The organism is Pseudomonas sp. LBUM1663 (assembly GCF_059695905.1).
In genome coordinates this window covers 1132273-1151559 of the sequence record NZ_CP166792.1, presented here as the reverse complement: position 1 = coordinate 1151559, position 19287 = coordinate 1132273, and the positions used below count along the sequence as shown (strand labels likewise).

Annotated in this window: 18 protein-coding genes; 11 read left to right on the top strand and 7 right to left on the bottom strand. The window is 60.6% G+C overall.

The genetic code is table 11. From position 1 onward, the window contains the following. Window positions 1-40: 40 nt before the first annotated feature. Together lptG and lptF are read right to left on the bottom strand one after the other, a co-directional pair. The gene (gene lptG, locus ACA075_RS05050) at window positions 41-1102 is read right to left on the bottom strand and encodes an LPS export ABC transporter permease LptG (RefSeq protein ID WP_497297548.1); all 1062 of its coding nucleotides are present in this window, start codon (window positions 1100-1102) and stop codon (window positions 41-43) included. Continuing rightward, on the bottom strand, window positions 1095-2213 hold the full coding sequence (lptF, locus tag ACA075_RS05045; RefSeq protein WP_497297547.1) for an LPS export ABC transporter permease LptF: 1119 nt from the start codon (window positions 2211-2213) through the stop codon (window positions 1095-1097). Before lptF ends, lptG begins: the two co-directional genes overlap by 8 nt. A gap of 307 nt (window positions 2214-2520) precedes the next feature. On the opposite strand from lptF, the gene ACA075_RS05040 reads away from it, so the two are divergent. The 5 genes from ACA075_RS05040 (at window position 2521) to rlmF (ending at window position 9275) form a co-directional block, all read left to right on the top strand. After that, window positions 2521-4011 carry a leucyl aminopeptidase gene (locus ACA075_RS05040; protein ID WP_497297546.1) on the top strand — a complete coding sequence of 497 codons (1491 nt, stop codon included), beginning with the start codon at window positions 2521-2523 and terminating at the stop codon, window positions 4009-4011. Between the two features lie 60 nt (window positions 4012-4071). Further along, window positions 4072-4500 (top strand): DNA polymerase III subunit chi, encoded by a 429-nt coding sequence (locus ACA075_RS05035; RefSeq protein ID WP_403028546.1) that lies wholly within the window; start codon window positions 4072-4074, stop codon window positions 4498-4500. Between the two features lie 8 nt (window positions 4501-4508). Next, complete coding sequence (locus ACA075_RS05030; RefSeq protein WP_497297544.1) at window positions 4509-4895, top strand: DNA polymerase III subunit chi; 387 nt, start codon at window positions 4509-4511, stop codon at window positions 4893-4895. Window positions 4896-5160: 265 nt separating this feature from the next. Beyond that, a complete protein-coding gene (locus tag ACA075_RS05025; protein ID WP_497297543.1) occupies window positions 5161-8007 on the top strand; it encodes a valine--tRNA ligase in 2847 nt (948 codons plus the stop codon). Window positions 8008-8252: 245 nt separating this feature from the next. Continuing rightward, window positions 8253-9275, top strand: a complete 1023-nt coding sequence (gene rlmF / locus ACA075_RS05020) for a 23S rRNA (adenine(1618)-N(6))-methyltransferase RlmF (protein WP_497297542.1) — start codon at window positions 8253-8255, stop codon at window positions 9273-9275. Window positions 9276-9468: 193 nt separating this feature from the next. Here the strand turns inward: rlmF and ACA075_RS05015 are convergent, their stop codons facing one another. After that, a complete protein-coding gene (locus ACA075_RS05015) occupies window positions 9469-9750 on the bottom strand; it encodes an HU family DNA-binding protein (protein WP_007905514.1) in 282 nt (93 codons plus the stop codon). Between the two features lie 406 nt (window positions 9751-10156). On the opposite strand from ACA075_RS05015, the gene yejK reads away from it, so the two are divergent. Together yejK and ACA075_RS05005 are read left to right on the top strand one after the other, a co-directional pair. Then, window positions 10157-11161 carry a nucleoid-associated protein YejK gene (gene yejK / locus ACA075_RS05010; RefSeq protein WP_219095810.1) on the top strand — a complete coding sequence of 335 codons (1005 nt, stop codon included), beginning with the start codon at window positions 10157-10159 and terminating at the stop codon, window positions 11159-11161. Continuing rightward, window positions 11161-11511, top strand: coding sequence for a glutaredoxin family protein (locus ACA075_RS05005; protein WP_497297541.1), 351 nt, complete (start codon window positions 11161-11163; stop codon window positions 11509-11511). Before yejK ends, ACA075_RS05005 begins: the two co-directional genes overlap by 1 nt. 163 nt (window positions 11512-11674) lie before the next feature. Here ACA075_RS05005 and ACA075_RS05000 read toward each other — a convergent pair whose 3' ends face one another. The 4 genes from ACA075_RS05000 to ACA075_RS04985 all read right to left on the bottom strand — a co-directional run bounded on the left by ACA075_RS05000 (window position 11675) and on the right by ACA075_RS04985 (window position 14264). Continuing rightward, entirely contained in the window at window positions 11675-12610 is a 936-nt protein-coding gene (locus tag ACA075_RS05000) for a glutathione S-transferase family protein (protein WP_497297540.1), read from the bottom strand. A gap of 88 nt (window positions 12611-12698) precedes the next feature. Then, window positions 12699-13010 carry a GIY-YIG nuclease family protein gene (locus ACA075_RS04995; protein WP_497297539.1) on the bottom strand — a complete coding sequence of 104 codons (312 nt, stop codon included), beginning with the start codon at window positions 13008-13010 and terminating at the stop codon, window positions 12699-12701. Window positions 13011-13050: 40 nt separating this feature from the next. Then, window positions 13051-13521: a nuclear transport factor 2 family protein gene (locus ACA075_RS04990; RefSeq protein WP_497297538.1), complete on the bottom strand. Its 471-nt coding sequence runs from the start codon at window positions 13519-13521 to the stop codon at window positions 13051-13053. 110 nt (window positions 13522-13631) lie between these two features. Next, on the bottom strand, window positions 13632-14264 hold the full coding sequence (locus ACA075_RS04985) for a response regulator (protein ID WP_497297537.1): 633 nt from the start codon (window positions 14262-14264) through the stop codon (window positions 13632-13634). A 354-nt stretch (window positions 14265-14618) separates the two neighbouring features. Here ACA075_RS04985 and ACA075_RS04980 point away from each other — a divergent pair, with 354 nt between their 5' ends. The 4 genes from ACA075_RS04980 to ACA075_RS04965 all read left to right on the top strand — a co-directional run bounded on the left by ACA075_RS04980 (window position 14619) and on the right by ACA075_RS04965 (window position 19286). Continuing rightward, a complete protein-coding gene (locus tag ACA075_RS04980) occupies window positions 14619-15248 on the top strand; it encodes a DUF1120 domain-containing protein (RefSeq protein ID WP_497297536.1) in 630 nt (209 codons plus the stop codon). A 66-nt stretch (window positions 15249-15314) separates the two neighbouring features. Then, window positions 15315-15935, top strand: coding sequence for a DUF1120 domain-containing protein (locus tag ACA075_RS04975; RefSeq protein ID WP_497297535.1), 621 nt, complete (start codon window positions 15315-15317; stop codon window positions 15933-15935). A gap of 51 nt (window positions 15936-15986) precedes the next feature. Next, window positions 15987-16703 carry a fimbria/pilus chaperone family protein gene (locus tag ACA075_RS04970; protein WP_497297534.1) on the top strand — a complete coding sequence of 239 codons (717 nt, stop codon included), beginning with the start codon at window positions 15987-15989 and terminating at the stop codon, window positions 16701-16703. Window positions 16704-16820: 117 nt separating this feature from the next. Beyond that, window positions 16821-19286, top strand: a complete 2466-nt coding sequence (locus tag ACA075_RS04965; RefSeq protein WP_497297533.1) for a fimbria/pilus outer membrane usher protein — start codon at window positions 16821-16823, stop codon at window positions 19284-19286. Window position 19287 lies beyond the last annotated feature (1 nt).

The window sequence follows — 19287 nt, the reverse complement described above, 5'->3', positions numbered from 1 at the left end:
GGGCGTTTTTCATCACCGCAGAGGTCGGGAAACCCCCTGATCAGCCGGCTCGGCGCAACAGCCAGACACCGGCCAGGGCACAGACACCCGCCGGAACCAGCACCGCAAACAGCGGCGAGAAACCGAACACCAGGCTCGAAGGCCCCAGCAAATCCTGGACGATGCGGAAGGTGAAGCCGACCAGCACGCCAGTGAAGACCCGCTGACCAAGGGTCACCGAGCGCAACGGCCCGAAGATGAAGGAAATCGCCATCAGTACCAGCGCGGCGGTCACCAGCGGCTGCAACACCTTGACCCAAAATGCCAGCCAGTAACGGCCGTTGCTCAGGCCCTGGTCAGCCAGGTAGTGGATGTAGCCCCACAGACCGCTGATCGACAGCGTGTCAGGCGACATCACCACCGTGCTCAGCAGTTGCGGACTCAAGGCGACATCCCAGCGCTCGACCGGGGTAGTGACCACTTCGGTGCTCTTTTCATGGAACAGCGTGGTAGTCACGTCGCTCAACTGCCAGTGATCCTGATCGAACTTCGCCCGCTTGGCGAAGCTGGACGACAGCATATGACGCTCATTGTCGAAACGATAACGGGTGACGCCGTACAGCAGACCGTTCGGTTGCACAGAGTTGACGTGAATGAATTCGTCACCCTGGCGATGCCACAAACCATGCTTGGCGCTCTGTGCATCGCCGCCACCCTGAGCCAGAGAACGGTTGGCCTGAGCGGTGACTTCGGTGGCCGGCGCGACGTATTCGCCGATCAGCACCCCCACCACCATCAATACCAGCATCGGCTTCATGACTGCCCAGACGATCCGGCCGACCGACACACCAGCGGCGCGCATGATCGTCAGTTCGCTGTGGCTGGCCAGGCTGCCAAGGCCGATCAGGCAACCAATCAGTGCCGCCATCGGCAACATGTCGTACAAACGACGGGGCGCGGTCAGCAAGACGTAGCTCAAGACGTCCATCAAGGTGTAGGTGTCGCTGACCTCACTCATCTCATCGATGAAGGCAAACAGGGTCGCCAGGCCGAGGATAATCCCCAGTACCGCCAGGATGGCCACGAACACGCTGCTACCAATGTAGCGATCGAGCTTAACCACGGGCCACCTCCAGCGCACTGCGGCGACTCGCCATCTTCAAGCGCAACGGCTCCCAATAGAGCAAGCCCAGGCCAATGGCCAGGAAAATCCCGTGAACCCACCACAACCCCAGCGCCGGCGGGATCTTGCCTTTTTCGAGGGCGCCGCGCGCGGCAATCAGGATGCTCAGGTAAGCCATATAAAGAAGAATCGCCGGCAGCAGTTTGAGGAAACGTCCCTGGCGTGGATTGACCCGCGACAGCGGCACCGCCATCAAAGTCACGATGAACACCAGCAACGGCAGGGACAGGCGCCATTGCAGTTCGGTGCGCGAACGAATGTCATCGCTGCCGATCAAGGAACGGGTGGTCATTGCATCGCGGTCGGTGACTTCGTCGCTGACGTCCGGCTTGGGCAGCAATACGCCGTATTCCTCGTACTTGATCGCCCGATAGTCGGCCTGCCCCGGGTTACCGTCGTAGCGATAGCCGTTGTCGAGAATCAGGTAACGATTGCCGTCAGGGCGGATTTCCTGACGGCCCTTTTCGGCCACCAGCACGGAAATCCCGCGATCTTTCTTGTCGGAACTGATGTTCTTTTGCGAAATGAACACACCGCCCAGATTGATGCGGTCATCCGACAACTGCTCGGTGTAGGTCACCCGGGTGCCATCGCGCAGGGCCTGGAAGCGACCCGGCTCCAGGGTATCGAACTCGGTCAGCGCATCCTGCTTGTTCAGCAGCAGCTGGAACTGGTTGGCACCTTGTGGCGCCAGGCTCAGACTCAGCCAGGCCACCACCAGCGCAACCAGCGTGGCCGGAAACAGCGTAATGGCAAAAAGACGTTGCTGACTCATGCCGGTGGCCGACAACACAGTCATTTCGCTTTCAAGGTACAGGCGACCGTAGGCCAGCAGGATCCCGAGAAACAGGCCCAACGGCAGGATCAGTTGCAGGAAACCCGGCAGACGAAAGCCCATGATCAGGAACAGGGAGCCCGGATCCAGCAGGCCCGAGGCCGCCTGGGCAAGGTATTTGATGAAGCGCCCGCTCATGATGATGACCAGCAGCACGGCGCTGACGGCGCTCAAGGTCAACAGGACTTCGCGGGACAGATAACGGAAGACAATCAAACCAGACACTCCAGGGTTGTCAGGCTAAGGCGGCCAAACAAGCAAACGTATCAGACAGCCCGCAGGGCAGAGCCGCCGAAAAAGTTGGCGCATTATCCTGTGATTGGGTGCGCCTGTCACTGCGCATGCTCAAGCAGGCGGGTAATGCGTTGAAGATCGTACAACCGAGGGTTGTCAGGCGCAGGGAGCGAGGTTCAAACTGCGGCCTTTGTCGCGGGCCGTGACCTGCGTCTTTCTATCTATAAGCAAGCGTCTGTGCGCCGCCGTTTTGCCCGCGCACGTTGACCATTCATTCAGGGACCCGGACATGGAACTGGTTGTAAAAAGCGTTAGCCCAGAAACGTTGAAGACCGCCACTCTGGTGGTCGCCGTCGGCGAAGGCCGCAAGCTCGGCGCCGCTGCCAAACAACTCGACGAACTGAGCGGCGGCGCCCTCAGCGCTGTACTCAAGCGCGGCGACCTGGCCGGCAAAGTCGGCCAGAGCCTGTTGCTGCACAGCCTGCCGAACCTCAAGGCCGAACGCGTTCTGCTGGTCGGCGTCGGCAAGGACGAAGAGCTGGGCGACCGCCCGTTCCGCAAAATCATCGCCGGCGTCCTCAGCACCCTTAAAGGCCTGGGCGGCACCGACGCCGTGCTGGCGCTGGACGAAATCGTGGTCAAAGGCCGTGACAGCTACGGCAAGACTCGTCTGCTGGCCGAAACCCTGGTGGATGGCGAATACACCTTCGACCAGTTCAAGAGCCAGAAAGCCGAACCTCGCGCCCTGAAGAAAATCACCCTGGTGACCATCAAGGCTGCACAGGCCGAAGTCGAGCGCGCCGTGGCCCACGCCACTGCGATCGCCAACGGCATGGCGTTCACCCGCAACCTGGGCAACTTGCCGCCGAACATCTGCCACCCGACCTTCCTTGGTGAACAAGCCAAGAACCTGGGCAAGGAATTCAAGAGCCTGAAAGTCGAAGTCCTTGATGAGAAGAAGATCAAGGACCTGGGCATGGGCTCGTTCTATGCCGTGGGCCAGGGCAGCGCCCAGCCACCGCGCCTGATCGTCATGCAATACAACGGCGGCAAGAAATCCGAGAAACCGTACGCACTGGTCGGCAAAGGCATCACCTTCGACACCGGCGGCATCAGCCTGAAGCCGGGCGCCGGCATGGATGAAATGAAGTACGACATGGGCGGCGCAGCCAGCGTGTTCGGCACCCTGCGCGCCGTGCTCGAGCTGAAACTGCCGATCAACCTGGTGTGCATCCTGGCGTGCGCCGAGAACATGCCGAGCGGCAATGCTTCGCGCCCGGGCGACATCGTCACCACCATGAGCGGCCAGACCGTGGAAATCCTCAACACCGACGCCGAAGGCCGTCTGGTGCTGTGCGATGCCCTGACCTACTCCGAGCGTTTCAAGCCGCAAGCGGTGATCGACATCGCGACCCTGACCGGCGCTTGCGTCGTTGCACTGGGCGCGCACACCTCCGGCCTGCTGGGCAACAACGACGAGCTGATCGGCCAACTGCTGAGCGCCGGCAAGGCTGCCGACGACCGCGCCTGGCAACTGCCGCTGTTCGATGAGTACCAAGAGCAGCTGGACAGCCCGTTCGCCGACATCGCCAACATTGGCGGCCCGAAAGCCGGCACCATCACCGCCGCCTGCTTCCTGTCGCGCTTCACCAAGAACCTGAACTGGGCGCACCTGGACATCGCCGGCACCGCATGGACCAGCGGCGGCAAGGACAAGGGCGCCACTGGCCGTCCGGTTCCGTTGCTGACCCAATACCTGCTGGACCGCGCCAAAGCCTGAAACCGATGACCTCGGGCTGCGTTGCTTTCGAGTGACGCAGCCCCGGGCTCAGGAACCGCAATGACCAAAGTCGACTTCTATATCCTGCCCAGCGCCGATCCGTCGGCACGACTGGATTTCGCCTGCAAGCTCACCGAAAAAGCCTGGCGCATGGGCCACCGCATTTACCTGCATTGCAGCGATGCTGCCCAACGTGAGGATCTCGACGCGCGTTTGTGGGCCTTCAAGGGCGAAAGCTTCGTGCCTCACGGTCCTGCGGAAAGTGAGCCGGATAGCTTGATTGTCCTGGGTCTTGGCGATGACTGCGGTCAGCATCAGGATCTGCTGGTCAACCTTGACCTGAAAGTCCCGGCCTTTGCCAACAAGTTCGCCCGCGTAGCGGAAGTGGTGGTGGAAGATCCGACGATTCGTGCAGCGGCGCGGGAGAGTTTCCGTTTCTACCGCGAACAGGGCTATCCTCTGCAAGATCACCGTTTACAGCGACTCTGAGCATTCCGATGGACACTCCAAAACCGCAACAAAAGTCCGCGCATCTGCTGGACGACCTCGAGTCGATCCGCCAACTGCTCGGCGATGACAACCTGCAACCGCCCTTGCTGACCGACACGGTCATTGAAGGTGACCAGGAACAGATTCCCATGCTGTTCGACTCCGTCAGCGCTGCGCCGCAGACCGTCGAACCGACACCGACCGCCCCTGCCGCGCAACCGGCAACCGCGGCCAGCAAAGGCCCCGACGCCTTGCTGCATCTGGACAGCGAACTGCGTGCTGCCGCGCAGTTGATCATGCAAGACGTGATCGACGACTTCGCACCGCATATCGAAACCGAGATCAAGCGCCGGCTGGATGCGCGGATGGAACGGCTGCTCAGCCAGTACGAATAGCACTGAGTCGAGCGGGCTTCTGTGGCGAGGGAGCTTGCTCCCGCTCGGTTGCGAAGCAACCGCAAAACCTGAACACACGGTGTACCTGACACACCTGACTTGCTGTTGTCGGGGCCGCTTCGCGCCCCAGCGGGAGCAAGCTCCCTCGCCACAGGATCATTCCACATTTGATCTGCGCCCGGTCCGCCCCTGCTCGCCCTCTGCCCCATGCCCCGCTATACTTGCCGGCTTTTCCTGAATAAATGCCAATAGGGTCCCGCCGCGCATGGATAAGACCTACCAGCCGCACGCCATTGAAACTTCCTGGTACAACACCTGGGAGTCAGAAAATTACTTCGCCCCGCAAGGCGCGGGCGAGTCCTACACCATCATGATCCCGCCGCCGAACGTCACCGGCAGCCTGCACATGGGTCACGGCTTCAACAACGCGATCATGGACGCCCTGATCCGTTTCCGCCGCATGCAGGGTCGCAACACCCTGTGGCAGCCGGGCACCGACCACGCCGGTATCGCCACGCAAATGCTGGTGGAGCGCCAACTCGAAGCCCAGGGCCAGAATCGTCACGATCTGGGCCGGGAAAAATTCCTCGAGAAAGTCTGGGAGTGGAAGGATCAGTCCGGCGGCAACATCAGCCGTCAGATCCGCCGCCTCGGCTCGTCCGTCGACTGGAGCCGCGAGCGCTTCACCATGGACGACGGTCTCTCGGAAGCGGTTAAAGAAGCCTTCGTTCGTTTGCACGAAGACGGCCTGATCTATCGCGGCAAGCGCCTGGTCAACTGGGACACCAAGCTGCACACGGCGATTTCCGACCTCGAAGTGGAGAACCACGACGAGAAAGGTTTCCTGTGGAACCTGAAGTACCCGCTGGCCGACGGCGCCAAGACCGCTGACGGCAACGATTACCTGATCGTCGCGACCACTCGCCCGGAAACCATGCTCGGCGACGCCGCCGTCGCGGTTAACCCGAACGACGAACGCTACAAAGCCCTGATCGGCAAATTTGTCGAGCTCCCGCTGGTCGGCCGCCGCATCCCGATCATCGCCGACGATTACTGCGATCCTGAATTCGGCACCGGTTGCGTGAAAATTACCCCGGCCCACGATTTCAACGACTACGAAGTCGGCAAGCGCCACAACCTGCCACTGCTGAACATCTTCGACAAGAACGCCGCCGTACTGCCAGCCTGTCAGGTGTTCAACCTCGACGGCACGCTTAACGAAAGCATCGACGGCACGCTTCCGGCCGAATACGCCGGCCTGGATCGTTTCGAAGCGCGCAAGCAGATTGTGGCGGCCTTCGATACCGCCGGCTTGCTGGTCAGCATTGACGATCACAACCTGAAAGTGCCGAAAGGCGACCGTTCCGGGACCGTTATCGAGCCGTGGCTGACCGACCAGTGGTATGTGTCGACCAAGCCGTTGGCCGAGCCGGCCATCGCTGCCGTTGAAGACGGCCGCATCGCCTTCGTGCCGAAACAATACGAAAACATGTACTTCTCGTGGATGCGCGACATACAGGACTGGTGCATCAGCCGTCAGCTGTGGTGGGGCCACCGGATTCCGGCCTGGTACGACGAGTCGGGCAAAGTCTATGTCGGCCGCGACGAAGCCGAAGTACGTGCCAAGAACAACCTCGGCCCGGACGTTGCGCTGCAACAGGACAACGACGTTCTCGACACCTGGTTCAGTTCGGGCCTGTGGACGTTCTCCACACTCGGCTGGCCTGAGCAGACCGAATTCCTGAAGAAATTCCATTCCACCGACGTGCTGGTGACTGGCTTCGACATCATTTTCTTCTGGGTTGCCCGGATGATCATGCTCACCATGCACCTGGTGAAAAACGAAGACGGCACGCCGCAGGTTCCGTTCAAGACCGTTTATGTTCACGGCCTGGTCCGCGACGGCCAGGGCCAGAAGATGTCCAAGTCCAAGGGCAACGTCCTGGACCCGCTGGACATCATCGACGGTATCGAGCTCGAAGAGCTGGTGCAGAAACGCACCTCCGGCATGATGCAGCCGAAACTGGCGAAGAAGATCGAGAAGCAGACCCGCGACGAGTTCGCCGACGGCATCGCCAGCTACGGCACCGACGCCCTGCGCTTCACTTTCTGCTCGCTGGCGTCCACCGGCCGCGACATCAAGTTCGACATGGGCCGCGTCGAAGGCTATCGCAACTTCTGCAACAAGATCTGGAACGCCGCGCGCTACGTGCTGGACAAGGGCGAAGACTGCGGCCAGAACGGCGAGGCTTACGAGTTGTCCCTGGCGGATCGCTGGATCATCTCGCAGCTGCAACGCACCGAAGCCGAAGTGACCCGTCAACTCGATCAGTTCCGCTTCGATCTGGCCGCACAAGCCTTGTACGAGTTCATCTGGAACCAGTATTGCGACTGGTACCTGGAACTGTCCAAGCCTGTGCTGTGGGACGAAAACGCCCCGGTTGAACGTCAGCGTGGCACCCGCCGCACCCTGGTTCGGGTATTGGAAGTCGCGCTGCGCCTGGCGCATCCGTTCATGCCGTTCATCACCGAAGAAATCTGGCAGCGCGTCGCGCCGCTGGCCGGTATCGAAGGCAAGACGATCATGCTGCAACCTTGGCCAGTGGCCAACGAAGAGCGCATCGATCAGGGCGCCGAAGATGACATTGAGTGGCTGAAGACGCTGATGCTCGGCACGCGCAACATTCGCGCCGAGATGAACATTGGCCCGGGCAAGCCGCTGAACCTGTTCCTGAAGAACGTCAGCGCCGAAGATCAGCGTCGTCTCACCGAGAACGAAGCGCTGCTGAAGAAGCTGGCGCGTCTCGAATCGATCACGGTGTTGGCTGCCGGCGAAGAAGCACCGCTGTCCGCCACCGCACTGGTGGGCGAGATGGAAGTGCTGGTGCCGATGGCTGGCCTGATCGACAAGGACGCCGAACTGGCACGCCTGGACAAAGAAATCCTGCGTCTGCAGGGCGAAGTTCAGCGGGTGGGCGGCAAGCTGTCCAATGCCGGTTTCGTCGACAAGGCTCCGGCCGAAGTCATCGAGAAAGAACGCGCCAAACTGGCTGAAGCTGAACAGGCTTTGGGCAAGTTGGCGGAGCAGCATGCGCGGATTGCCAGTTTGTAACGGCAAATCGCAATAAAAGAGGGAGGCCAAGCGGCCTCCCTTTTTTATGCCCGCCACATTTTCTCAAACACCACTAAACCCCTGTGGGAGCGGGCTTGCTCGCGAATGCGGAGTGTCAGTCAACTTCAATACTGCCTGACACACCGCATTCGCGAGCAAGCCCGCTCCCACAGGTATTGGGTTCACAAGGCCGGGATGTGGGACAATACCCGCCACTTTTAGCCATACCCGAATCGACCACACCCATGAACGCCCCCCGCACACCAAGACCTGCGCGCAAAAAGCCTGAATCCGCGACCCCGGCCAAAGCCGTTGAACCGCGTGAAAAGGCCAGCCTGCACCCGCGCAACCGCCACCAGGGTCGCTACGACTTCCCGGCGCTGATCAAAACCACGCCGGAACTGGCGAAGTTCGTGATCATCAACCCGTATGGCAAGGAAAGTATCGACTTCGCCAGCCCGGATGCGGTGCGGGTGTTCAACCGGGCGTTGCTCAAATCGTTCTATGGCATCGCCCATTGGGACATCCCGGCCGATTACCTCTGTCCACCAGTTCCGGGCCGTGCCGATTACGTGCACTTTCTGGCCGACCTGCTGGCCAGCGTCAACGATGGAGAAATCCCGCGCGGCGCGCCGGTCAAAGTGCTCGATATCGGCATGGGCGCTAACTGCGTCTATCCGTTGATCGGCTACAGCGACTACCGCTGGCACTTCCTCGGTTCGGAAATCGACCCGACGGCGGTGGCCGCGGCCAAAGCCATCGTGCAATCCAACGGGCTGAACAAAGCCATCCAGTTGCGTCAGCAAAGCAATCCCAAGCACATTCTGCTGGGCCTGCTCGAACCCGGCGAACGCTTTGACCTGACCATGTGCAACCCGCCGTTCCATGCCTCGATGGACGAAGCGACCAAAGGCAGTGAGCGCAAATGGCGCGCCTTGGGCCGTGCCGATCCAAAACGCAAACTGCCGGTGCTGAACTTTGGCGGACAATCGGCCGAACTGTGGTGTGAAGGTGGCGAAGCACGCTTTGTGACGCAGTTGATCGCCGAGAGTGCGCACTTCCAGCACAAGGTCTTGTGGTTCAGCACGCTGGTGTCGAAGGCTTCGAACCTGCCTTCGATCCAGACGGCGCTGAAAAAGGCCGGTGTTCTGGAAAGCCAGGTCGTGGAAATGTCCCAGGGCCAGAAGCAAAGCCGCTTCGTCGCGTGGACCTTCCAGACCAAGTCCGAGCAGCAGGTCTGGCGCGAGCGCTGGGTGCGCAAGAGCTGAGTCACTGACCACCGCAGATCAACTGCTCGCGATGGCGGTGCATCAGTCGACATCATTGTTAACTGGCACGCAGCCATCGCGAGCAGGCTCGCTCCCACATGGGTTTAGCGGTGTTTTCAGGTCAGTCACTAAATCACAGACACAAAAAAGCCGTGCCCGGATTGCTCCGGAGCACGGCTTTTCTTACTGCGTCTTACTTGTTAACAGCGTCGGTCAGGCCTTTGGCCACAACCAGCTTGATAACTTTCTTGGCAGCGATTTCGATGGCAGCGCCAGTCGAAGGGTTACGGCCGGTACGGGCTGGACGCTCAGTCACTTTCAGTTTGCCGATACCTGGCAGAGTGATTTCGCCGCCGTTTTCCAGCTGATCGGCAACGATTTGGCCCAGTTGGTCCAGAGCGTTACGCGCGGTGGTTTTTGGCGCGTCGATAGCTTCAGCGATGTCGGCGATCAGTTGGTCTTTAGTAAGAGCCATGTAGTGTTCCTTCCCTATCAAATTCATATGGATTGCAGAGTGCAGTGTCAGCCATCGAGCCCGATCTTCTGGATCTGGCACCCTCGGCCAATAACCACGGGATCGGGGTTATAGATACCGAAATCAGGGTTTGGTTCGACCTGACAAATGCTGAATGCACGCTTAACGCAGTGACTTCGCGTAAGACGGGGCAAAACTAGCACAGAGACGGGGAAATATCCGCCTCTAGCTACCCATTTGGTCAGCTTTATTGCTCTAAAACGGGAAAAAACTGCATAAGGGCCGTCGCACGGCTGCGAATTACCCTTCGAACCGCGCCAAAACCAGTGGTTGCGGTACACTTGGCACTTTTTCGGGAGCCTGCCCTGCTCTCTCCAACCACCCGCTTCAAACAGCCGAGAAGCCCATGCCGATCCGTCATTGCATCGTCCACCTGATCGACAAAAAACCCGACGGCACACCCGCAGTTCTCCACGCCCGCGACTCGGAACTGGCCGAGTCGAGCGCCATCGAGAACATGCTTGCCGACCTCAACGAGAGCTACAACGCCAAACAAGGCAAGGCCTGGGGTTTCTTCCATGCCGAGTCCGGGGCGCATCCATTCAGCGGCTGGCTGAAGGAATACCTCGAGGGCGGCAAGGATTTCACGGCGTTCAGCCGGGTGGCGGTGGAACACCTGCAAAAACTGATGGAAGAGTCGAACCTCTCAGTGGGCGGCCACGTGCTGTTCGCACATTACCAGCAGGGCATGACCGATTACCTGGCGATCGCGCTGCTGCACCACAGTGAAGGCGTTGCAGTGACCGATCAGCTGGACGTGACCCCGTCCCGACACCTCGATCTGGGCCAATTGCACCTGGCCGCGCGGATCAACGTGTCCGAGTGGCAGAACAACAAGCAGTCCAGGCAGTACATTTCATTCATCAAAGGCAAGAACGGGAAAAAGGTGTCGGAGTATTTCCGCGACTTTATCGGTTGCCAGGAAGGCGTCGACGGCCCGGGCGAAACCCGTACCTTGCTCAAGGCCTTCAGTGATTTCGTTGAAAGCGAAGATTTGCCGGAAGAATCCGCCCGCGAGAAAACCAAGACCTTGGTGGACTACGCCAGCAGCCAGGCCAAGCTCGGCGAACCGATGGGCCTGGAAGAACTCTCCGAACTGATCGACGAAGAACGCCCGAAAGCCTTCTACGATCACATCCGCAACAAGGATTACGGCCTGTCTCCGGAGATCCCGGCGGATAAGCGCACCTTGAACCAGTTCCGCCGCTTCACCGGCCGCGCCGAAGGCTTGTCGATCAGCTTCGAAGCGCACCTGCTGGGCTCGAAGATCGAATACGACGAAGAGGCCGGCACACTGATTATCAAGGGCCTGCCGACGCAGCTGACCGATCAGCTCAAGCGACGCAACTGATGCTGAACGGCATTCTGAAGAAATTCCTGCTGATCCTGCTGGTGGTTGTGGTTTACCAGAACTGGGGCAAGATCGAGCGGGTGTTCAATCCGAGCCAAGTGGTGTCCGAGCAGACCCAGGCCAAGGCCAGCGTCGTGCTCTACGCAACCGATTGGTGTGGCTACTGCAAACTGACCCGGCGCTTTCTCGATCAAAAAGGCATTCCGTACAAGGAATTCGATATCGAGAAAGACGCCGAGGCGCGCAAGGCCTATGAGGCGTTGGGTGGCGGCGGGATTCCGATTATCGATGTGAACGGGACGTTGATTCGTGGCTACGACCCCGACAGCATTCTGGCTGCACTGAAATAACCCATTGCCTCTCTCTACCCCTGTGACGAGGGAGCTTGCTCCCGCTTCAGTGCTCAGCACTCACAAAACAGGCATCGCGAAGAGTTTGGGTCTGCTACGCAGCCCAACGGGAGCAAGCTCCCTCGCCACAGGTTCAAGCCAGTCCAACCATTCGTGAAGCAGGCTACTTTGCTTCGATGCGGAACCCAAACCGTGGAAAATGCACATGCACCACACCGCCCCGCTCGTCTTCCCGACGCAGAATCAATTCCTCTCGCCCCGCAAACAGCAACTCACCCGCCACCGGATCAACGCCGTAGTCCGTTGCCGCGATGACCACTTGCTGGCCAGCCTCAAACCCGTTCGGCTCATCGAACTGCTCATCCGGTAACGCGGCCGGTATGGCATGTCGCGCAACGTCCAGCGCTTGCTCGGACGTCATCTCACTGAACGCGCCATGCCCGAATCCCATCACCCGTCCAAACCACGCCGACACCGCCGGATAAGCATCCACCAAGGGTGACGTCACGGGTGTGGCCTTGAGGAACCACATCGGATGGGCCAGCGCAAAGTCGGCAATCGACGGCTCGCCGAACAGAAAGTCTCCCTGCTCGCGCTGAAGCTGTTGCTCCAGGCGCGCCATGAGGGTCGGCCATTGGTGACGGGCTTGCTCAGTGGATAACTTTGTCGCGCTGCCCCCGCTGAAGAGTCCGGTGCGATCAGCCAGAAACGCCTTGATCGCTTCCGGCGGTAGGCTGGCGAAACGCACCGCGATCGATTCCGGTTGAAATACCAGGCTCACGGCATGCTGGAACACCACCGAATCGGCCCAGGCGGCGAAGGTCGCGGCGATCATTTCCTGACCTTCCGGGAAGAACGCCGGCAAGGCTTTCTCCTGCTCCAGACGACGGGCAATCAGCGACGTGTCGCAATAAATATCCGCGCCAATCTGCAATACCGGCGTCTTGCGATAGCCACCGGTCAGGGCGGTCAGATCAGGTTTTGGCATGATCGGCGCGATCTTAACCGAGCGCCAGGACAGCCCCTTGAAACCCAGCAGCAAGCGGGCCTTTTCGGCGAAAGGGGACGTCGGGTAATGATGAAGAATCAACTCGGACATGCTCGGCTCCGCCGCACGGATAAGGAACCCGCAGCTTAGCGCGCAATCCAGGGGCAGCCTACAGATCTGCCTGATGGACGCTTATCAGTCAGGTTGATAAGCCTGCGGCAGCGCTGGCGACCAGGCATTCCTTGGCGCTTTTCCTGAGTTTTTTGATCAAGCGTTCCTGGCGCAGTGCTTCGCTTTTGTCGCGGCAGACTTCCGTGTAGACCAGGGCCACGGCCGGGCTGGAGAGGAAGAAGCGTGCGCCCTTGCCACGTTGGTGGGTAGCGAAGCGGCGCACGGGATCGTCGCTGATCCCGCAGTACAGCGAACCGTTGGCCGCGCGAACGAGGTAGACGAACCAGGGTTTGCTCACCGGTGTGTCGGCGTCGACAGGGATCTCGCTGGGGGTAGTCACGTATCGATCAAGGCTTGAAAGGAAACAAGTCGCGATCTTATCAGCGACTGGCCTGGAATGCCTTCAGCCCCTTCAAGGCTTGAGCGCGAACGGCATTTCTCACGGCTGGCGACCAGCCCAGCAGCAGCCCCTTGAAACCCAGCGCCTGGCGCGACCAGGCCCACAGATCGAAGCTGTCATGGTGCTCGCAAATCTTGCCGTCACGAAACACGAACTGCGCCTGAATATCATTGACCACCGTGTTGCCGGTCTGGCTGAACAGATACGTCGCGACCCAGTGAGCGCCACCGGTGCGCTCGTCGGCCCGAACGTTGTCGAACGTCAGGGAAAAATCCTTCGCCCGAGTCGTGAGCATGCGCCACATGTCGCCGGCATCACGGCCTCGCAGTTCGCCGAAGGCCGGATCACTGAACACCACGTCATCGGTGTAGCAGGCGCTCATGGCTTCGGCATCCAGTCGCTGGAAGGCCTGGTAGAACCGGGTGATCAAGGCGTTATGGGCATCACTCATGGACAAGCTCCGGACGTTCAAAAGATTGCCTGCACGATAGTCTGCAAACACGGGGAAGACCATGGGCATTCGTGGCGGGAATATCGGGACTGCCCGAGCGCATTGAGAACTTAATGCACCATCCCACTCTCACGGGCATAGGCAAAAAGGTCGACATCCGTGGAAATGCCCAGACGCTGCATCGCCATGCATTTCTGTTTGCTGATGGTCGAAACGCTGCGTTTGAAATGACCAGCGATCTCACTGACGGTCATGCCACTGGCCAGCATTCTGACCACTTCGTGCTCTTTTGCGGAAAGCACGGCGGAGTTCGACTGACCCCGCGCGTCTGCCTGAAGCAGCGCGGTGCGCAACGACTCGCAGACATAACGGCGCCCTTCACCCACCGATTTGATCGCCAGGGGCAGTTCCTTTGCCGACGCGCCTTTGTCGATGATCGCCACCACGCCTAGCGCGAACGCCGCCTTCAGCGTGGTGACGCTGGCAAACATCGTGACCAGAATGATCGGTATCGTCGGGTAGCCACGTCGCACCCGGCTCAGCATCTTCAGCCCATCGGCCTGCAAGTTGCCCGGCATGCAAAAGTCGCTGATCAACAAATCACAAGGCGTCGTGCACAGCAGACTCAACAGACTGTCGGGACCATCCGCCTCCCCTACCACCACACATGTCCGGTTCAGATCGACGAGCATTCGCATGCCGATACGAACGACCGGATGGTCGTCAGCAATGATTACGCGCATTGTCGGATTTATCCTGTTTGGTGACCGGAATGCGCGAAAAATAGCGCTGTCCGGGGCCTACGACAACGCCCTTTCCCGAGCTTAAAACCACCTCACCCAATGTAATCGGGGGCTTGGTCTTTCTCCTATGCAACAAAAAGAACCGCCCTACATTTACAAGCTACATCGGCCGCACAGAAGGACTACAGACAACGCGACGCAGGAGAGCGATTTGTAGTCAGCAACGCGCTTTCTTACACCAGTACCTCCGTTTTCGTATTAGTTGCATTCCGCATGGCGACCTCGACCGATAGATTGCGCCCTGTCCGTACAGGGCAAATCCCCAACAATCTTTCATCAAGGAAGAGCCTGCACATGAACAAACGTTTATCCCTACTGACCGCTGCTTTGCTGCTGACCGGTGCCTCATCCGCTTTTGCCGCCTCCAGCACGGACCTGACTGTGAAAGGTCTGATTACTCCGAATGCATGCACCCCCGTACTGGCTGGTGGCGGCATCGCGGATCACGGCAAGTTTTCCGTACAAGACCTCAACCCCGACAAACACACTTACTTGCCTGAAATAATCATGCAAATGACAGTGAGCTGCGATGCGGCGACGTCGTTTGCCATAAACCCGATTGATAACCGTGCAGGCACAGGCACTGCGGGCAATTACTTTGGTCTGGGGCTGATCAATACCAACGAAAAGCTGGGCAACTTTCGCGTTGTTCCGCGCAATGTGATGGCGGACGCCACCCACGCTCAAGCCATTCTCTCCACTGATGGCGGCGAGACCTGGCTCAAGGAAGGGTCGACAGCATTCTGGGGGGTCAACAACATCTGGAGTGTCGGTGCTCTGGGTGCCGACATTGCTCCCATCGCGATGAAGGATTTGAGCCTTGATCTCTATGTGCGTACCGGTATCGCCCCCACCAACAGCCTGACCCTGACCGATGAAGTCACACTCGACGGCTCCGCAACCCTCCAGATCAAGTACCTGTAACCCTACGTCATCATCGGGCAACACCCGGCACACAGCGTTGCCCGCTCACTCAAAGGACGACCCATCATGGAACGATGCTCCTTCGCTCTATTGGCCCCACTGTTGATCGCCTGCGCCCCCATGGCCTTCGCCTCCAGCAGTACAGACTTGAGCGTCACCGGCCTGATCACCCCGAGCGCCTGCACACCCAGCCTGTCCGGCGGCGGCATCGTCGATCATGGCAAAGTCACGGTGAAAGACCTGAGACCGGACCAGCCCACGGCCCTGGAAAACGGCACGCTGTATCTGGAGGTGAATTGCGATGCCGCCACGCCCTTTACCCTGACGACGATCGACAATCGCGAAGGCTCTTCCGCCTTCCACCCCAATAGTCACGGGCTGGGCGTCGTCAACGACGACCAGAACCTGGGCAGTGTTGCGCTGGGCCTGTTCGATACGGTGGCCGATGGGGTTGCGGTGAAGACCATCATTTCCCTCAACGACGGTGCCTCCTGGCGAGTGTCCTCCTACCTGGGGCACGCCGGCCGGACCGCGTTCGCGGCGTTGAACGACCTCGGCACACCGATCGCCATCAAGGATTTGCGCGCACGGCTCACGGCGTTCACCACCATCGTTCGCGCGAACGACCTGACGCTGACCGACGAAATCCCCATCGACGGGCACGTCACCGTGCAACTGAACTACTGATCGACCGGTGTTCCCGGCTCCATTTTTTTCGAACATTCAACGAGACACGTCATGACGATGTTTTCCAGTGTCACCCGTCATCTGTTCCATTCGGGCATCGGCGCATTCGCCCTGCTGCTGACCGCACACGCCCAGGCCGACGGCATGGTGCCGAACACTTCGGTGGTCATCGTCAACGAGGCCGACGGCGAAGCGTCCGTGTCCGTGACCAACACCGACGCCAACCTGGCGTTGATGCACGTCACCCTCGAAGACATTGCCGAAGACCGTGAGTCTCTGGTGTTCGTGACGCCCCCCCTGGCGCGTGTCGAAGCGGGTAAAACTCAATTGGTGCGGTTCATTCTGCAATCGGAAAAGCCCCTGCTCACTCAGCGTTTGAAGCGGGTGATCTTCGAAGGCATCCCCCAGGGCAAAGCGCCTGCTGAGGCAGGTCAGGCCCGTGTCGGCGTGACGGTGCGCCAGAACTTGCCGGTGATCCTGCACCCCAAAGGCCTGGCGCCCAATCGCACGCCGTGGACCGACCTGCAATGGTCGCTGAAGGACGGTCAACTGACCGTGCGCAACGACACGCCTTATGTGGTGCGCCTGGGCCAGGAAGTGCAATTGTTGCCGGCGGCGGGCAGCGCGATGCTGCCGAAAACCTATGTGCTACCCGGTGAGCACATCAGCATCAAGGTCGCCGAGGGCACCGCCACGCAGGTGCGTTTTCAACCGGCGACGGTCTATGGTTTTGCAGTGCCGCATTACGAGGCGCCCATCCAGTCCTGAACCACCCTGACGGCGTCATCAAGGAAGGATGAGCGCCCAAGTTTCAAGGCGACGGCCACAGGGCCGTTGCCACAGGCGGGCCTGTGACCGCACGCCGCAATAACCCAAGTGATCCTGATGAACACAGTATCGAACTACCGTGATGGCGAAGCCGTGCCCGTTTTTCGGGACGGCGCTCGCCCTCATCCATGGCAGCGAACCACATTGGCGTTGCTGCTAAGTAACGCGCTGATGATGCTCGACGCCTACGGTGAGGTGTCGATGCCAGCGTCGTTCGACAAAGACACGTTGCTGCAACGCGGTATCGATCCGGCGCTGGCGACGCTGCTGATGCAGGCGCCGCAGTTCACGGCCGGCCGTCACCCGGTGACACTCACCGTCAACGGCCAGCGTCATGGCCGGGTCGACGTCACGTTCAATCGCGAAGGGGCGTTGTGCTTTGATCCCGTGCTGCTCGATGCGGCGAACCTGACGGTGCCCGCTCGTTTGCTGGACGATGGCCCATGCCACGATTTTCTTGGCAGCGCGCCGCAGACCGTCATCGAACCGGACCCCGCCAGCCTTGCCCTGTCGTTGATCGTGCCCACCGACGCGATACGCCCCACCGCCCGGGATTTTTCCGGCTATCAAACCGGTGGTATCGCCGGTTTGATCAACTACGACGTCACCGGTTTGCACAGCCGTTCCGGCGACAGCACCAGCCGCTACGCCTCGGCCAACACCGAACTCGGCTTCAATGCCGGTGACTGGATCGTGCGCAGCCGTCAGGTGCAGACCTGGCAGGACGACGTGTCCACAACGACTCATATCGCGGCCTACGCCCAGCGTACTTTCGCCAGCCAGGAAGCGGTGCTGCAGGCGGGTCAGATCAACCTCTACAACCCGGTGCTCGCCGGTGCGCAGATCACCGGCGTGCAAGTGCTGAATGAACAAGCGCTGCAAGTCGAAGGGCAAAGCGCGGTCATTGAAGGGATCGCCAACAGTCAGGCCCAGGTTGAGGTCCGCCAGAACGGTTCGCTGATCCATTCCACGGTGGTGCCGGCCGGGCCGTTCGCACTCACCAACGTGCGTCGGCTCAACACGCGCTCCGACGTGGAAGTCACGATCAGGGAGACCGATGGCAGCGAGCGCCGATTTACCGTGCCGGCCGCGATGTTGGGGGTCGGCTTGCCAGCGCCCGGTTATTCGCTGGGCGCCGGTCAGGTACGCAATGTCGGTGGCGCGCAGGGTGGCGATCCCTGGGTCATCAGCGGCGGCTGGAGCGGTGCGCTCACCCCGCAAGTGTTGCTCAGCGCCGGCCTCACCGGCGCCGCCGACTATCGCGCGGCGGGTGCCAGCGTCGGCCTGTTGCCTTCGCCTGTCACTCAGCTGCAAGCCACGCTGACCGGCGCGGACGCCGGCGGCAGACAAGCCAGTCAGGGGCTTCAAGCTGACCTGAGCGTCTCGCATCGGTTGAACGAGCAGTGGGCGCTCAATGCCGGCAGTTCTTACCGAACCCCGGGCTACCGGGAACTGGAAGATGCGGTGTTCGCCAACACGTCCGACAACAGCCAGTCCCGTTACCGCGATCAGCAAAGCGCGGCCCTGTCATGGTCGCATCCATGGCTCGGCGCCTTTAGCAGCGGCTTCAGCCGGTCCAGTTCGTTCGATGGCCAAAGCAGCAGCCGCGCGCTCGCGTCCTGGGGCACCAGCATCGCTGGCGTATCCGTCTCGGCGACCGCCGAATGGCAGCTCAGCGGTTCGAACGGCAACGATGACAGCGTCTACCTGAACCTCAGCATTCCGCTGGGCGAGAACCGCCGGGCACGCAGCTGGGTACGCCGTTCCGCCGCCGAATACCGCAGCGGTGTGGGCTTGAGTGAACGGGTCAATGATCAACTGGGTTACCGGGTTGGCGTCGAACACGACACGCGCGATAAACAGGTGCAATCCACGGCCGGCGTTTCGCTGCTGCCGCGCTACACCCAGCTCGATCTCAATTACACCCGCGCCGATACCGAGCGCTCCAGCTACCAGGCCAGCGCTCGCGGTGGCGCCGTGCTGCACGACGGTGGCGTGACGCTGTCGCCGTACCCGGTGAGCGACACCTTTGGGTTGCTGTCGGTCGGTGACCTGGGGTCCATCAAAGTGTCGACGCCCAGCGGTCCGGTGTGGACCGACTGGCAAGGTCAGGCGGTGATCCCGCAAGTGACGGCTTACGGCAAAAGCCCGGTGGAAGTCGACACCAAAACCCTGCCGCGCAACGCCGACATTCACAACGGGCTGGCGGTGATTTCGGCCGGTCGCGGCGCCGTCGACAACGTCGAATTCGGCATCACGATGACCCGTCGGGCCTTGCTCAAGGCCACCACCGCCAACGGCGCGCCCCTGCCGCGCGGTGCCTCCGTGAACACCGCGGATGGCGAGTTCGTGACCCTGGTGCAGGACGGCGGCCTGGTGTTTTTGCCCAACGTCCTCGACCGCCGCGCGTTGTGGATCAGCGCGCCGGGGCTGGAGCGCTGCGAACTGCGCTTCGAACTGCCCACCGACGCCGACGCCAACGCGTACTACGAAACCGCCCCCGCCAAGTGCCGAGCCCTCTGAG

Coding starts and splice junctions, on each gene's coding strand:
- ACA075_RS05015 (WP_007905514.1), bottom strand. CDS start 9,750: ATGGCTCTTACTAAAGACCAACTGATCGCCGACATCGCTGAAGCTATC.
- ACA075_RS04965 (WP_497297533.1), top strand. CDS start 16,821: ATGAACACAGTATCGAACTACCGTGATGGCGAAGCCGTGCCCGTTTTT.
- ACA075_RS05030 (WP_497297544.1), top strand. CDS start 4,509: ATGGACACTCCAAAACCGCAACAAAAGTCCGCGCATCTGCTGGACGAC.
- ACA075_RS05005 (WP_497297541.1), top strand. CDS start 11,161: ATGCTGAACGGCATTCTGAAGAAATTCCTGCTGATCCTGCTGGTGGTT.
- ACA075_RS04990 (WP_497297538.1), bottom strand. CDS start 13,521: ATGAGTGATGCCCATAACGCCTTGATCACCCGGTTCTACCAGGCCTTC.
- rlmF (WP_497297542.1), top strand. CDS start 8,253: ATGAACGCCCCCCGCACACCAAGACCTGCGCGCAAAAAGCCTGAATCC.
- ACA075_RS04980 (WP_497297536.1), top strand. CDS start 14,619: ATGAACAAACGTTTATCCCTACTGACCGCTGCTTTGCTGCTGACCGGT.
- ACA075_RS04970 (WP_497297534.1), top strand. CDS start 15,987: ATGACGATGTTTTCCAGTGTCACCCGTCATCTGTTCCATTCGGGCATC.
- ACA075_RS05040 (WP_497297546.1), top strand. CDS start 2,521: ATGGAACTGGTTGTAAAAAGCGTTAGCCCAGAAACGTTGAAGACCGCC.
- ACA075_RS04975 (WP_497297535.1), top strand. CDS start 15,315: ATGGAACGATGCTCCTTCGCTCTATTGGCCCCACTGTTGATCGCCTGC.
- ACA075_RS05025 (WP_497297543.1), top strand. CDS start 5,161: ATGGATAAGACCTACCAGCCGCACGCCATTGAAACTTCCTGGTACAAC.
- ACA075_RS05035 (WP_403028546.1), top strand. CDS start 4,072: ATGACCAAAGTCGACTTCTATATCCTGCCCAGCGCCGATCCGTCGGCA.
- ACA075_RS04985 (WP_497297537.1), bottom strand. CDS start 14,264: ATGCGCGTAATCATTGCTGACGACCATCCGGTCGTTCGTATCGGCATG.
- yejK (WP_219095810.1), top strand. CDS start 10,157: ATGCCGATCCGTCATTGCATCGTCCACCTGATCGACAAAAAACCCGAC.
- ACA075_RS05000 (WP_497297540.1), bottom strand. CDS start 12,610: ATGTCCGAGTTGATTCTTCATCATTACCCGACGTCCCCTTTCGCCGAA.